The 13,357-nt window shown below is 60.3% G+C and carries 12 protein-coding genes, 1 tRNA gene and 2 rRNA genes (1 of these 15 only partly in view); 10 read left to right on the top strand and 5 right to left on the bottom strand.

The genetic code is table 11. From position 1 onward, the window contains the following. From LPB142_RS16595 to istB, 5 genes are all read left to right on the top strand, one after another. A 23S ribosomal RNA gene (locus LPB142_RS16595) occupies window positions 1-1,320 on the top strand; it begins 1,509 nt to the left of the window's first position. A gap of 79 nt (window positions 1,321-1,399) precedes the next feature. Beyond that, window positions 1,400-1,514, top strand: a 5S ribosomal RNA gene (gene rrf, locus LPB142_RS16590). 81 nt (window positions 1,515-1,595) lie between these two features. Then, window positions 1,596-1,672, top strand: a tRNA-Met gene (locus LPB142_RS16585). A gap of 491 nt (window positions 1,673-2,163) precedes the next feature. Further along, window positions 2,164-3,651 carry an IS21 family transposase gene (istA, locus tag LPB142_RS16580; RefSeq protein ID WP_071165182.1) on the top strand — a complete coding sequence of 496 codons (1,488 nt, stop codon included), beginning with the start codon at window positions 2,164-2,166 and terminating at the stop codon, window positions 3,649-3,651. Beyond that, a complete protein-coding gene (istB, locus tag LPB142_RS16575; protein WP_071165181.1) occupies window positions 3,648-4,412 on the top strand; it encodes an IS21-like element helper ATPase IstB in 765 nt (254 codons plus the stop codon). The genes istA and istB overlap by 4 nt, the downstream gene beginning before the upstream one ends. Window positions 4,413-4,560: 148 nt before the next feature. Here istB and LPB142_RS16570 read toward each other — a convergent pair whose 3' ends face one another. From LPB142_RS16570 to LPB142_RS16550, 5 genes are all read right to left on the bottom strand, one after another. After that, complete coding sequence (locus LPB142_RS16570) at window positions 4,561-4,833, bottom strand: hypothetical protein (protein WP_156894414.1); 273 nt, start codon at window positions 4,831-4,833, stop codon at window positions 4,561-4,563. 214 nt (window positions 4,834-5,047) lie between these two features. Beyond that, window positions 5,048-6,967: an NERD domain-containing protein gene (locus LPB142_RS16565; protein WP_068767662.1), complete on the bottom strand. Its 1,920-nt coding sequence runs from the start codon at window positions 6,965-6,967 to the stop codon at window positions 5,048-5,050. A gap of 257 nt (window positions 6,968-7,224) precedes the next feature. Beyond that, complete coding sequence (locus tag LPB142_RS16560) at window positions 7,225-7,722, bottom strand: hypothetical protein (RefSeq protein ID WP_068767663.1); 498 nt, start codon at window positions 7,720-7,722, stop codon at window positions 7,225-7,227. A gap of 431 nt (window positions 7,723-8,153) precedes the next feature. Continuing rightward, complete coding sequence (locus tag LPB142_RS16555; protein ID WP_197474270.1) at window positions 8,154-9,326, bottom strand: helix-turn-helix domain-containing protein; 1,173 nt, start codon at window positions 9,324-9,326, stop codon at window positions 8,154-8,156. Window positions 9,327-9,732: 406 nt separating this feature from the next. Continuing rightward, window positions 9,733-10,410: a LexA family transcriptional regulator gene (locus LPB142_RS16550; protein ID WP_068767665.1), complete on the bottom strand. Its 678-nt coding sequence runs from the start codon at window positions 10,408-10,410 to the stop codon at window positions 9,733-9,735. Between the two features lie 108 nt (window positions 10,411-10,518). Between LPB142_RS16550 and LPB142_RS16545 the strand changes: the two genes are divergently transcribed. From LPB142_RS16545 to LPB142_RS16525, 5 genes are all read left to right on the top strand, one after another. After that, window positions 10,519-11,202, top strand: coding sequence for a hypothetical protein (locus LPB142_RS16545; RefSeq protein ID WP_197474271.1), 684 nt, complete (start codon window positions 10,519-10,521; stop codon window positions 11,200-11,202). Between the two features lie 202 nt (window positions 11,203-11,404). Further along, window positions 11,405-11,608: a helix-turn-helix transcriptional regulator gene (locus tag LPB142_RS16540; protein ID WP_071166986.1), complete on the top strand. Its 204-nt coding sequence runs from the start codon at window positions 11,405-11,407 to the stop codon at window positions 11,606-11,608. Next, window positions 11,605-11,970 carry a hypothetical protein gene (locus tag LPB142_RS16535; protein WP_231879110.1) on the top strand — a complete coding sequence of 122 codons (366 nt, stop codon included), beginning with the start codon at window positions 11,605-11,607 and terminating at the stop codon, window positions 11,968-11,970. The genes LPB142_RS16540 and LPB142_RS16535 overlap by 4 nt, the downstream gene beginning before the upstream one ends. Before the next feature lie 27 nt (window positions 11,971-11,997). Then, entirely contained in the window at window positions 11,998-12,486 is a 489-nt protein-coding gene (locus LPB142_RS16530) for a hypothetical protein (protein WP_071167042.1), read from the top strand. Then, complete coding sequence (locus tag LPB142_RS16525) at window positions 12,483-13,352, top strand: ATP-binding protein (RefSeq protein WP_071167041.1); 870 nt, start codon at window positions 12,483-12,485, stop codon at window positions 13,350-13,352. The genes LPB142_RS16530 and LPB142_RS16525 overlap by 4 nt, the downstream gene beginning before the upstream one ends. Window positions 13,353-13,357 lie beyond the last annotated feature (5 nt).

Below are 13,357 nucleotides of genomic sequence, written 5' to 3'. Positions count from 1 at the left end.
GTTCTTATCGGATTGAACGGGCTGCTTAGAGGTCCCTGGAAATAACCCTCCATAAGACCGTACCCTAAACCGACACAGGTGGACAGGTAGAGTATACCAAGGCGCTTGAGAGAACCACGTTTAAGGAACTCGGCAAAATGCCTCCGTAAGTTCGCGAGAAGGAGGCCCCATTGGTACGCAAGTATCGGTGGGGGGCACAAACTAGGGGGTGGCGACTGTTTACTTAAAACACAGGGCTGTGCGAAGCCGTAAGGCGACGTATACAGTCTGACGCCTGCCCGGTGCTGGAAGGTTAAAAGGAGGGGTGCAAGCTCCGAATTGAAGCCCCAGTAAACGGCGGCCGTAACTATAACGGTCCTAAGGTAGCGAAATTCCTTGTCGGGTAAGTTCCGACCTGCACGAATGGCGTAACGATCTCCCCGCTGTCTCAAACGTGGACTCAGCGAAATTGAACTGTGTGTCAAGATGCACACTACCCGCGGTTAGACGGAAAGACCCCATGAACCTTTACTCTAGCTTTGCATTGGCATCAGGATTGTGATGTGCAGGATAGGTGGTGGGCTTTGAAGCGGGGACGCCAGTTCCCGTGGAGCCTCCCTTGAGATACCACCCTTCGCACTCTTGATGTCTAACCGCGGCCCGTTATCCGGGTCCGGGACCCTGCATGGTGGGGAGTTTGACTGGGGCGGTCGCCTCCCAAATCGTAACGGAGGCGCGCGAAGGTTGGCTCAGACCGGTCGGAAATCGGTCGTTGAGTGCAATGGCAGAAGCCAGCCTGACTGCAAGTCTGACAAGACGAGCAGAGACGAAAGTCGGCCATAGTGATCCGGTGGTCCCAAGTGGGAGGGCCATCGCTCAACGGATAAAAGGTACTCTGGGGATAACAGGCTGATGATGCCCAAGAGTCCATATCGACGGCATCGTTTGGCACCTCGATGTCGGCTCATCTCATCCTGGGGCTGGAGCAGGTCCCAAGGGTATGGCTGTTCGCCATTTAAAGAGGTACGTGAGCTGGGTTTAGAACGTCGTGAGACAGTTCGGTCCCTATCTGCCGTGGGTGTAGGATACTTGAGAAGAGTTGCCCCTAGTACGAGAGGACCGGGGTGAACGCTCCACTGGTGGACCAGTTATCGTGCCAACGGTAGTGCTGGGTAGCTATGAGCGGACAGGATAAACGCTGAAGGCATCTAAGCGTGAAGCCCCCTTCAAAACTAGGTATCCCTTGAGGGCCGTGGAAGACCACCACGTCGATAGGCCGGAGATGTAAGTGCAGCAATGCATTCAGTTGACCGGTACTAATTGCCCGATTGGCTTGATTTGATCCAGTAGCAGCAAGGCTCACGATCAAAAGCAAGTATACACTGGTTACATACAAGACTTGGACAGGCTTCTTCCTCGGTTTGGTGGTCATAGCGCTGGCTAAACACCCGATCCCATCCCGAACTCGGCCGTTAAGGGCCAACACGCCAATGGTACTGCGTCTCAAGACGTGGGAGAGTAGGTCACCGCCAAACCTAGAAAGAAGCCAATCTCTCAGAACGATAACAAAAAATACCCCGTCAGCCCATAAAGCCCTCGGGGCAATATACACCCGGCGCGGGGTGGAGCAGCCCGGTAGCTCGTCAGGCTCATAACCTGAAGGTCGTAGGTTCAAATCCTACCCCCGCAACCAAAAAATTACGCGTTATCAAACGCTTAAACGCCGCCCTCCGGGGCGGCGTTTGCGTTTCCAACACACGTGGAAGCACTGTGGAAGCAAGAGGGCGCGAAGTCCTTCGTAATCATGCAAAATCTGCGACGACAGCGATCATGCAGCACCGGTATTGGCACGATGGCCAAACATCAGTTCAGAATGGCAGCCAGTCATCGTCGTCGGATGCCTCGACTTCGTTGTGCCGCTCCGAGGTTTCAATCACGACGCCACATCGCACTTCCAGGAGCAAGTCTCGCTCGTAGGTACTTCCATATCCCATATGAACGTATTCGAGTAACTCGCCTTGTGGGATACGTATCTGACCAGAGTACCATTGGGCGAAAACCTTGTTGGAAACGGCGGTGCAAAATTAGGCCACGGTAGCGGCGGGATCGTCTCGCTGCGGGCGGAGTAAAATCCTGCCACTTTTCCCTTCTTGCGGCAGCAGGGAGGGTGGGGAGATTTATACCGTGGAACTTTACAAGAAGGTTCGCTTGGCGTGTGCCGAGGGCATGAGCGCGCGGGCGGCGGCGAAGCATTTCAACATTTCGCGCGGGACGGTTGAGAAGATGTTGGCCTTCTCGGTGCCGCCTGGCTACCGGCGGGACAAGCCGATCAGGCGGCCGAAGCTGGACGGGTTCACCGAGTTCATTGACGCCTGGCTTGAAGCCGACAAGGCGGTGCATCGCAAGCAGCGTCATACGGCCAAGCGGATATGGGAACGGCTTCAGGCCGAGCATGGCTTCACCGGCGGCTATACGATCGTCAAGGATTACGTGCGTGAGCGTGAGCGGCGGACACGGGAGATGTTCGTGCCACTGGCCCATCCGCCGGGCCATGCTCAGGCCGATTTTGGCGAAGCGGTCGTCGTCATCGCCGGTGTCGAGCAGAAGGCGCATTTCTTTGTCATCGACCTGCCGCACAGCGATGCCTATTTCGTCCGGGCCTATCCGGCGGCGACGGCGGAGGCCTGGATAGACGGGCATGTCCGCGCCTTTGCCTTCTTCGGCGGGGTGCCGCAGTCGGTGCTCTACGATAACGACCGCTGCCTGGTCTCGAAGATCCAGCCAGATGGCACGCGCATCCGCGCCACGCTGTTCAGCGGCTTGCAGTCGCATTACCTGTTTCGGGATCGCTATGGTCGGCCCGGGAAGGGGAACGACAAGGGCGCTGTCGAGGGGATGGTCGGCTACGCCCGCCGCAACCACATGGTGCCGATCCCCCACTTTGCCAGTTGGGACGCCTTCAACGCCGACCTTGAAGGGCAGTGCTGCGCACGCCTCACGCGCATTCTTCGGGGTCACAAGGAGACGATCGGCGAGAGGCTGCAGCGCGATCTGGCGGCGATGCGCCCATTGCCTACTGCCCCGTTCGACGCCTGCGACCAAGCGAGCGGCAGGGTCAGCTCGCAGTCGCTCGTGCGCTATGACACCAACGATTACTCGGTCCCGGTCGCCTATGGCCATCAGGATGTCTGGATCCGCGGCTATGTCGATGAGGTCGTGATCGGCTGTCGCGGGGAGGTGATCGCCCGACACCCGCGCTGTTACGATCGCGAGGACATGATCTTCGACCCGGTTCACTACCTCCCGCTGATCGAGCGCAAGATCAATGCCTTGGACCAGGCTGCGCCTCTGGCGGAATGGGACCTGCCCGAAGAGTTCCAGACTTTGCGCCGCCTGATGGAGGCGCGCATGCTCAAGATGGGGCGCCGCGAGTATGTGCAGGTGCTGCGGCTGCTTGAGACCTTTGGCATGGATGACCTGCATGCCGCCGTGAAGAAGGCCCTGAAGCTGGGCGCGGTCGGCTTTGACGCCGTGAAGCACCTCGTGCTTTGCCAGGTCGAGAAGCGCCCCCCAAGGCTTGATCTCGATGTCTACCCCTACCTGCCGCGGGCGAACGTCGAGACGACGCGTGCGGCCAGCTACATGGCCTTGATGTCGGAGGCGGCGGAATGAGCGAGGCTCCGAAGATCCTGCTTGCCCACCATCTGAAGACGCTGAAGCTGCCCACCTTCCTGCGGGAACACGAGAAGGTTGCGCGCCAATGCGCCGCCGAAGGGTTGGACCATGTCCAATTCCTGTCGCGCCTCGTTGAACTGGAACTCATTGACCGCGAGCGGCGGATGGTCGAGCGCCGCATCAAGGCTGCGAAGTTCCCGGCCACCAAAAGCCTCGACAGCTTCGACTTCAAGGCGATCCCGAAGCTGAACAAGATGCAGGTGCTGGAACTGGCGCGCTGCGAATGGATCGAACGGCGTGAGAACGTGATCGCCCTTGGCCCCAGCGGAACCGGCAAGACCCACATTGCCTTGGGCCTCGGGTTGGCGGCCTGCCAGAAGGGCATGTCTGTCAGCTTCACCACCGCCGCCGCGCTGGTCAACGAGCTGATGGAGGCGCGAGACGAACGTCGGCTGCTGCGCGTCCAGAAGCAGATGGCTGCCGTCAAGCTGCTGATCATCGACGAGCTCGGGTTCGTGCCCCTGTCAAAGACCGGCGCCGAGCTGCTTTTTGAGATGATCTCCCAGCGCTACGAGCGCGGTGCCACGCTGATCACCAGCAATCTGCCCTTCGATGAATGGACCGAGACCTTCGGCACCGAGCGGCTGACCGGCGCGCTCCTCGACCGGTTGACCCACCACGTCAACATCCTCGAGATGAACGGCGAAAGCTATCGCCTCGCGCAAAGTCGCGCGCGCAAGACCGGCGACAACACCTGATCCAAAGTATCAGACTTGGACCTGACGGTCCAAGGCGGCCAGTCACCCGCAAGCTATATGGAGAGCGCGGCTGACTGGCCGCCGCCCATCAGCCGCGTCTCGCGCAAACCCAAAGTGGCCCAATTTTGCGCCGCCCCGTGGCCCAATTTTACTCCGCCGTTGACACCTTGTCCGGAAACCCGGGAAAAATCATCGCCGTCGAGACCTTAGTTCCATCTTCGAGCCATCCCTCGAGGCCGGTCAGATACAGTCGGTCATCCACGATTTTCCAACTGCCGATGTACCGGCGCCATAGAGCGGTGCTGGAGCGCCGGAGACTCGGCCTGAGACCGCCTTTCGAAAAGTATTCTTCCAGCGGTTCGGTGCACATAAAGAGTTTCTCCCCCTTATAGAAAATTCTCTCAGGAGATTGGGCAGTCATCGTGCGCCTCCTTACTCGTATCGGAGTGATCAGTTCAGAACAGCGTTGCCCTCACGAAAACATGGGCATCGGCGGCATCACGCCAGCACGGAAACTGAAGCTGGCCGCGTGAATTCTAGGGATGCACCCCACTAAGAACGGGGAGATTACCGAGACTTGGACCCAAGAACCTTGGAGACGGCCGCATGTGCAAAGGCATTCGCAAGCGCCGTGATCAAACGAGAGCAGTGGTTGTGTCTTCGAACATCGGCCAGGTGCTGCCATAGTCGGACAACTGTGGTGCAGAGCATACTACAGTCAAGAAGCTTCCTGCCGGGTCCCGCTTAAGCCGAGTTATCGCTGCGTAGGTCGCTGCCATGTTTTCGGCACTCATTGCGGTCCCAAGATGCAACACTAGCATTCTAGCTTCCCAACCCTTGAAGCTGTGCAGAGTTGTCGCCTTTACGCTGGGGCGGCCTAGGTAAAAGGCCATCTTCCGCCTGTTCTGTTCGGCTCTGCTTTCCGCGAAAGTATGGGCGCAGGAAATACCCCACGGTTCTCGATCAAGTTCTTCAACTACCTGCCTTCCAACCTCGTGCGAACTTGACAAGAAGGTTATGTCAGCATTTGAGGCTCCGACACTAGGACCGGTAAGTTTCATCATCGCTAGGACAGCGTTGACGCAGCGGCTGACCACTTCCTGCTCATCGCACTGGACCCATTGCAGGTCGCAGCGTTCGATGCCGAGTTCGTTTTGCTTCGGCTGCGGAATGATGCGGGTTGCCGCTGGAAGGAATTTCTCGGCGAATTGTTGGCTGAGTGTCAGAAGCTTCGGTGGCAGACGATAGCATACATCAAGCTTTGCCCACTCTCCGGAGAAACCTGCTCCCGACATCGCCGCCTCGGTCCAACTGCCTGCCGAACCATAGACGTCTTGAGATGTGTCGGCGACCAGAACCATTTCACCATCTGAGCGTAGCGCACCCCTCAGGGCGTTCCACCAGAGTGGAAGATAGTCCTGCCCCTCATCGACAAGAATCGCATCGTATTTTTCCGACTCAGGAAGAACCTGTGTTGCGCGTTGCGCTAACTCTGGAACCTTCTGATTCAGGATGGGTGGCAGGATTGGGCGCAAACGCTTCGCCTCCTCGCGAGGCGGAAGATGCAGATTCTTGATCTTGGTGATCGGCGCCATGACCTCTGCGTATTCATCAGCAAAATTGGAATTCCAACAGACTTCGCCGCACCAATGATGGAAGTGGGTGAACGTCAGACGGCCAGGATTCGCTCCCCCCTTGCGCGCTCGAACTACCAGATCACGAAGGTAATGCCAGAGCGTCATGTTGTAGGTGACTATGAGAACATCTTTGCCTTCGTCGATCAGCCTAGCAGCGCGAGCCGCGAGGACGAGTGATTTGCCGGATCCAGCAGCACCGCGGATGCGACGATAGCCGCTAGTGGTCCGTCCCTCAGCAAAGCGACGTTGGTCGCGGTCCAGTTCCAAGGGGCGACGCTGTTCCTTTGAGAAATCGGGTTCGACCAGCCAACTGCGAAGGTCGTCAGCTAGTTCTGGTCTCATGCACGATTTGCCATCGCGCTTGAGCATTGGAAGCGCCGCATCGATTTGTCCTGCGGAAAGCTCCTCGCGCCCCAAGACGGGCCAAAACTCCGCACGCCGTTCGAGTTCATTGTCCTTCAGGAAGACCCTTTGTAGAGGAAGCACCTCGTCCGCACGGGCCATGGGGAAAATCAGGCCTGCATTGATCGCGCCAAAGCCGAACTTCTCTCGCAAGCGCGGGCAATAGACGTTGTATATCGCTTCCTTGTACCGGCGGATCTTGTCGAAAGGGTTCTCGACAGCAAAAGCCTGACCACTCTTCGGCTTCGCCATCAGCTCCTTGAAACTGCTGGGATGCTCTTTGACGTAGTAGTGCATGGCACTGAGGTTCCAGTCCTTCACCTCGTAAACGCCGATTCCGACTGTCGGATTCAGAATCACGAAATCTGGGCGCAATCCATTGAAGTGAGGCGCAATGTAGATTTCCCACGCTGGCGGCAGATGCTCGTCGAAGAAATCGAGAACAAGTTGCTCGCCAGTAGTCATGGGTTGGCGCAAGCGATCGTGTTCGCTACGGGGTGGCACGATGATTCGCATCTGTACTCCGCGATGTTACGAGTTGAGTTTGTGCAAACTCAGGTGTCACAAAGAGGGCGAACCCAACCATATGCCATCCATACTGCGCTCCGGATGGACGCCCAACCAAACCCTCCGTGCAAATCTCCAAACTGGAACGCATCCCAGCTTACGGATTAAGCAGGAAGGTAGGATCGGACTTGCACAGCGGAACACGCACATGAAGTCGGTGTTCTCGTGTTGGGGGTCCTGGACGGCGCTTCTCTTTCCCCGCTGGGTCATTCGAAAAGGCGCCCATCAGAACCCAAGTACACTCCATCCGACAGGTAAACTGGTTCGCCTTCGGTATGGTGCAGGTCATGGTAAAGTTCGCGCAGATCGCTGTAACCGCTGTCATGCGCACTGTCGAACGATCGACCAAGGTGGTCCTCCATCTGCTCTGCAAGCAGGCGCAGTGCTTCGATGAGTTGTTCCCGCGATCCCGCCAATGCGATCTCCCCGAACCGGCGGCCTTTGCCATCGATTTCAATGTTCACATCCTGTGCTCTGCCACCGAGGTTCTGCACGCCACGGCGCATCGCTTTAGTCAGCGCTTCCCGATCTCGAAACACTGGCGCTGCACCAAAGTCGCTCGCCGTGGCAGTCTTGATTGCGCCCCCGGGTTGCCCGCCACATGCGCCAAGAGTGAGGCGGAGCAGGGTATGCCCGTGTGCGACGGCAAAGTATTGTTCGCGCGCAAAGGCGAATTTCGTGGACTGGTGGATGGTGGCAGGCATGCTTGGTCCTTTCGACGAAAATATCATGAGATGAGCCCGCCGCGGTGCAGTTGGTCGGCCAGTCGCCAAACAAAAGCGGATCCGCGGATCCTGCAGAGGTCAGATGTGTCTCGTATCTCGCAGGCGAGACGTTCGGCTGGAGGGCCGTGAACGACCGTTCCGTTTGTGGTAGCAGGTCACGATCGTGCCACAGGGATCCACGATGGCCCGCACCTTAGTGGCGGCGGTGATCGTCTGTGGGTCGTACCCGCTGTTGACGAGGAACCGAGCCGCCTGTTCCGAAAGGATATACTCTTCGCAGTCGTTCTGGGCTTTCGCCGGAGTCCCATGCAGGATCACTAGGTCTAGGATCGCGCGCCGTATACCTCGCTGGGCCATACGAGTTGCTGCATGTGTGCTGACCATGAACACTTCGTTCTCGCAAATCGACGTCACGACCAAGTCTCCTCGAACTGCTTTCTCAGTTGGGCGCGGTGATGTTGAAGTGCCTCGAACCGGCGATAGACCGGATCCTGAAACGGCAGGACAAAAGCCATCGTGCCATCCTCAGTTCTGGCGGCTTTCATGCGCTGGTACTCGACCAGGGTGTCCTCGTTGATGTGCCGATCTTCCCGACTGGGGTTCACCCAGCTCTGGATTCGATCATCATCGGTGTAGCGATCGGGATACCAACCTTCCTCATGGCAGTGTTGGGTGACAAGGGCATCGTATTCTTCTGCCAGTCCCGGGTGGCGTGCGGCATAGAATTCCCGCCAGGCCTTCAGCTTCTTCAGCCCAGCCGCCCTCTGCCCTTCAATCCGCGCCTCATGTGCTTGGCGGAGGGCATTCGCAAGACCTTCGACCGAGGCACCTTCCTTGCGCTCCTTAACTTCCTGAAGGACAGAGGAAAGCCGAATGCGCCCTTTGACGATTGCTTCAACCAACGTCCCGTCGTCGCCAGTGATCTTGGCGAGGAGCTCCGTGTCGGTGATATAGCCCGCCGCCCCTGGAACATCTCCGGGCGCAGCGCCGACATACCATTCGGCGCTGACGTACTCCGAGGCTTGAGCGGACAGTCGCTGAACAGCGGTGTCGAACAGGTTGCGAGGGTCGAGGTTGTGGTCCCGCGACTTGAGGCCGAAGCACTTTCTCAATTGGCTGGCCTGCCGGTCGATCCAGTCGCTTTGCGTCTGTGTACTGGGGCGGCCATTCATCCTGGCTTCCCGGTCAAGTGCGTCGTCTTGATCAGGCACCTTGAGAGCATGTGCCGCCAGGATCGCAAATAGAACGGGTGCCAGTTCCATGATCTGCTTCTGGCTGACCCCATAGCGCACGCGCATCAGTTCGTAGGCGTTATGGGAAGCCGTAGACACATGCGCCTGGATTGAAACCTCTCCCAAGCCAATGTCGGCAAAGAACGGATCGAAATCCTGAGGTTTACAGTTAAGAGCGCGTGCGAGCGCCTCTAGGTCCTTGGCCTTGGGCGGGTTGTCCCCAGCAAGCCAGCGACTGACGGTGCGCTTGTGCCTCGGGCATCCCTGCTTCTTGAGGTCTGCAACGAGCTCGTCGCGCGTCTTGCCCTCTTCCTTGAGTTTCTTCTTGAGAAGTTCTGCCTTGAACGCCATCTGTGCCTCCCTTGAGCCCACGACATCAAGGTAGGTGCCATTTTGTGATATGTCGATTTGGCATTTTTTGTCACCGCTCGCCGTCATGGGGTCGAAAATGCGGCAGACTTGGGCCCCGGTTCGGCGTATGGTGACAAAATGGGTGCCATTTGGCTTTGGCGAACACGGATCGCGCGCCGACACCACCAATTCAGTCGTTGCAGGTCAGCTTTCGAGAAGGTGGTCTTCAGGTACAGCGGCGTGAGTCCCGAACTTTCGTGTATGCGGTTGAAATACCGACACAAAACGCATTGACAAACCTGCTCCCCTTGACGCAGGCTTCAATCATCGCAGAGGTGCGCCCGGAGAGAGATCTCGCGGGCGCTTTTTCGTTTCCAGCTTTGGGCAAGAACGGCGCCACCCATCGTTAGATCTCCCGCGCGAACCAGCGTATGCGGCCGATTATACGGATCTCATCTGCCGTGCGCTCGTAAGCGGGGTAGAGCGGGTTGTCCGAGATCACCCGAACGGCGGGCGGATCGCTGTTGGGGATATGCTCGAGGCGCTTGGCGACCAGGCCCATGCCGTCGTCGAGAACGAAGATGCCGGGCGGGCTGGGGAACTGGCGCGTCATGTCGACCAGCACGGCGTCGCCGTCCTGCAGCGTGGGGACCATGCTGTCGCCTTCGACATGCATGATCCGGAGCTGTGACGGGCTGGCCTTCAGCTTGTGGCGGATCCACGACTGGCGGAAGTGGTAGGCGCGGCCGGGCGTGTCGCCATCCTCGGTCACCATGGCGCCGCCGCCCATTGCGGGGCGGGGCGTGGCATGCGCGATCGCCACGAAGGTATCTTCGGGGTTCTCGGTGAAGGGGGAGGGGCCCTCTATCTCGCCGATGCCGTGGATCAGCCATTCCCGGTCTACCTTCAACACGCGGGCGACGTCGGCCAGCCGGTCGATGCTGGGGCGCGAGGAGCGCCCGCGCAGGATGTCATAGACGAAGGATCGGTTGACCCCGGCCATCTCCGCGACATGAGCCGGTGCGAGGCCGAGCTGGTCGGAGCGGGCCCGCAGACGGTCGGCCAGGGTGTGATGTTCGGTCATCTTTTCCCCAAGGGGCTGTGGATAGAGTGGGATATGACAGGATTGAGTTGGGATCGTCAAGCGGCTAGAACAAAAGCCAAACAGATTGCATTGGAATCGGGGGCCCGGATGGAGATCGAGAAGGCGTATTTCACCCTGCCGGAAGTCCTCGCCCGGTGGTCGATGCCTGAGGTCGATCTGGTCTATCTGGCCGAGAACGACCAGCTGCGGCTGTCGGTCCGCATCCTCAACCTGCCCATCGAGTTCGGCGACTACGAGGAAACTGACGATGGCCGCTGCTACTCGATCCCAACTGAGCGGTCCTTGTTCAATGGGCTGCTGGACCTGCACGTCCAGGACGTCTTCCAGCTTTTTCGCAAGGGTGAGGTCAGCATCACCCGCTTCCGGACCGCAAAGGCGGACTATGCCTGTTTCTACGGCTCACGCGAGAGCCTGACGATCCGCAAGCCAGACTTGATGCTAAGGCGCGAAGAACGTGATCGTTTCGAGGCAGCGACAGGCTTCGGCGGTGCCTCGGGCATGAAGCCAGCGGGCGGGTTTCACGCCTCTGCCGACTATCAGAGCGTCCGCTGCCATGGCCGGGAGTTCCGGCTGGGTCCGATCCAGGCACAGGTCGTGCGGATCCTGCATGCGGCGGCCAAGCAGGGCGATCCGTGGCAGAGCGGCAAGGCAGTGCTTTCGCAGGCGGGGTCGCGCAGCCTCAAGATGGCCGACGTCTTCAAGTCCAAGAAGGACTGGCCGCTGCTCATCGAGTCGAACGGCCGTGGGGCCTATCGCCTCGCTGGCCTCTGAGTCGGACCCTCCGCGCGTCCCTGTTTGCTTCCCGCTGTGGGATGCACCGGGGGATGGAGGGGGATGGCGATCCTACCGTCATACGTTTCACCCCATGATTGAAACGGTCCGGCTGATCCCCCGCCGCATCCCACTATGATCCCGACGACATCCCCGCATCGCCCCGTGCATCTTCCTCCCAACGACACACCGGGAGAGGACGATGCAGACCAGAACCTGCCTGAACCAGACCGAACTTGCCGCACGCTGGAGCATTTCGGCGCGCACCCTTGAACGCTGGCGCTGGACCGGCGAGGGCCCGGCCTTCCTGAAAATCGGCGGCCGCGTGGTCTACCGGCTTGAGGATGTGCTGGCCTATGAGCAGGCCCGCCAGCGGCGCAGCACCGCGGATCGGGGCGCGGCATGATGGCCCGTCATTCCATCCTCCGGGCCACGGGCGTCGTGTCGATCTTCGGCGCGGCCGGACCAGCGCTCGACGAGGTCGGGCTTTCGGCCTGGATCGCGCAGGCCGCCCCCGGCGAGACGCTGGTCTACCATCGCGGCTTTCTCGCGGTCGACGCAACCTCCGTCATCTCGAAGCTGCCCGCCGAACAGCAGCGCGCCCTTCGCCTGGTGGCCTCGGCCGCGCTGCGCGCAGCAGAGCAGGGCCTTGTCCACCTCGTGCAGGCCCGGATCGGCCCCGATCAGTTCGCCTACATCGCCATCGCCCGGGCGAGACCCCGCCAGGCCGGTCCTGCCCTTTCCATGCGCCTCCTCGAGGCCGCCTGAAGCCATCCCCCATCACGGAGACCCCCCATGACCTTCCCCCAGAACACCCCCAGCATCGATCAACTGATCAACCTGCCCGCTGGCGAGATCGCCCAGCTTCCCGTCGAGCTTCTGGCCGCCCTGCAGCGCGAGATCGACGTGGCCGCCAAACAGATGAAGGCCGTCACTGCGCGGTTTTCCACCGCGCTTGAGGTTCGCTACGCCGCCCGCGCTACCGAGGCACGCCGCGCTTGCGGCAAGGACACCGGCACCGTCCGCCTTGTCGATGGCGATTTCACGGTGGTCGCCGATTTGCCGAAGCGCGTTGAATGGGACCAGGCCAAGCTCGCGGCCATGGTCGAGCGCATCCGCGCTGCGGGCGAAGATCCGGCCGAATACGTCGAGATCAGTTTCAAGGTGCCCGAGCGCGCCTACTCCGCCTGGCCCGAGGCGATCCGGCAGGGCTTCGAATCCGCCCGCACCGTCAAGACCGGCACGCTGAAGATCGACCTCCTCCCGCAGGAGGATCGCGCGTGAGCCTGCCCATCATCACAGCCGACCAGCGGTTGGCCGAGCCCCGCGGCATCAAGGGTTGCATCTTCGGCAAGTCCGGCATCGGTAAGACCAGCCTTCTCTGGACGCTCGATCCCGCCCGCACGCTGTTCATCGACCTCGAGGCGGGCGATCTCGCCATCGAGGGCTGGCCGGGCGACAGCATCCGGCCGCGCACATGGGCGGAATGCCGGGACTTCGCGGTGTTCATCGGTGGCGCAAATCCCAGCCTGCGCGACGAGCAACCCCATAGCCCGGCGCACTACGCGGCCGTGTGCCAGAAGTTCGGCGATCCCGCCGCGCTCGATCGCTACGACACGATTTTCGTCGACTCGATCACCGTGGCGGGGCGGCTCTGCTTCCAATGGTGCAAGGGCCAGCCGGAAGCGGTGTCGGAGAAGACCGGCAAGCCTGACGTCCGCGGCGCCTATGGGCTGCACGGGCGCGAGATGATCGCCTGGCTGACCCACCTCCAGCACACCCGGGGCCGCAACGTCTGGTTCGTCGGGATCCTCGACGAGAAGTTCGACGACTTCAACCGGCGCATCTTCCAGCCGCAGATCGACGGCTCGAAGACCGGGCTCGAGCTGCCGGGGATCGTCGACGAGGTGATCACCATGGCCGAGTTGAAGGCCGATGGTGGTGATCCCTACCGCGCCTTCGTCTGCCACACCATCAACCCCTGGGGTTTCCCGGCCAAGGACCGCTCCGGTCGTCTTCGCCCGGTGGAAGAGCCGCATCTCGGCCGCCTGATGGACAAGATCCGCGCCCCCGGCACGCCCGTGCCCCGTCGCCTGAGCTTCACGCCGCCCGCCGAGGGCGCGGCCGATCACCCCCATCCGCAATCCTGATCCGC

The sequence above is a fragment of the Rhodobacter xanthinilyticus genome (genome assembly GCF_001856665.1).
Taxonomy (GTDB): Bacteria; Pseudomonadota; Alphaproteobacteria; order Rhodobacterales; family Rhodobacteraceae; genus Rhodobacter; species Rhodobacter xanthinilyticus.
The sequence above is the reverse complement of the archived record's forward strand: the minus strand, read 5'-3'. Positions and strand labels throughout refer to the sequence as shown.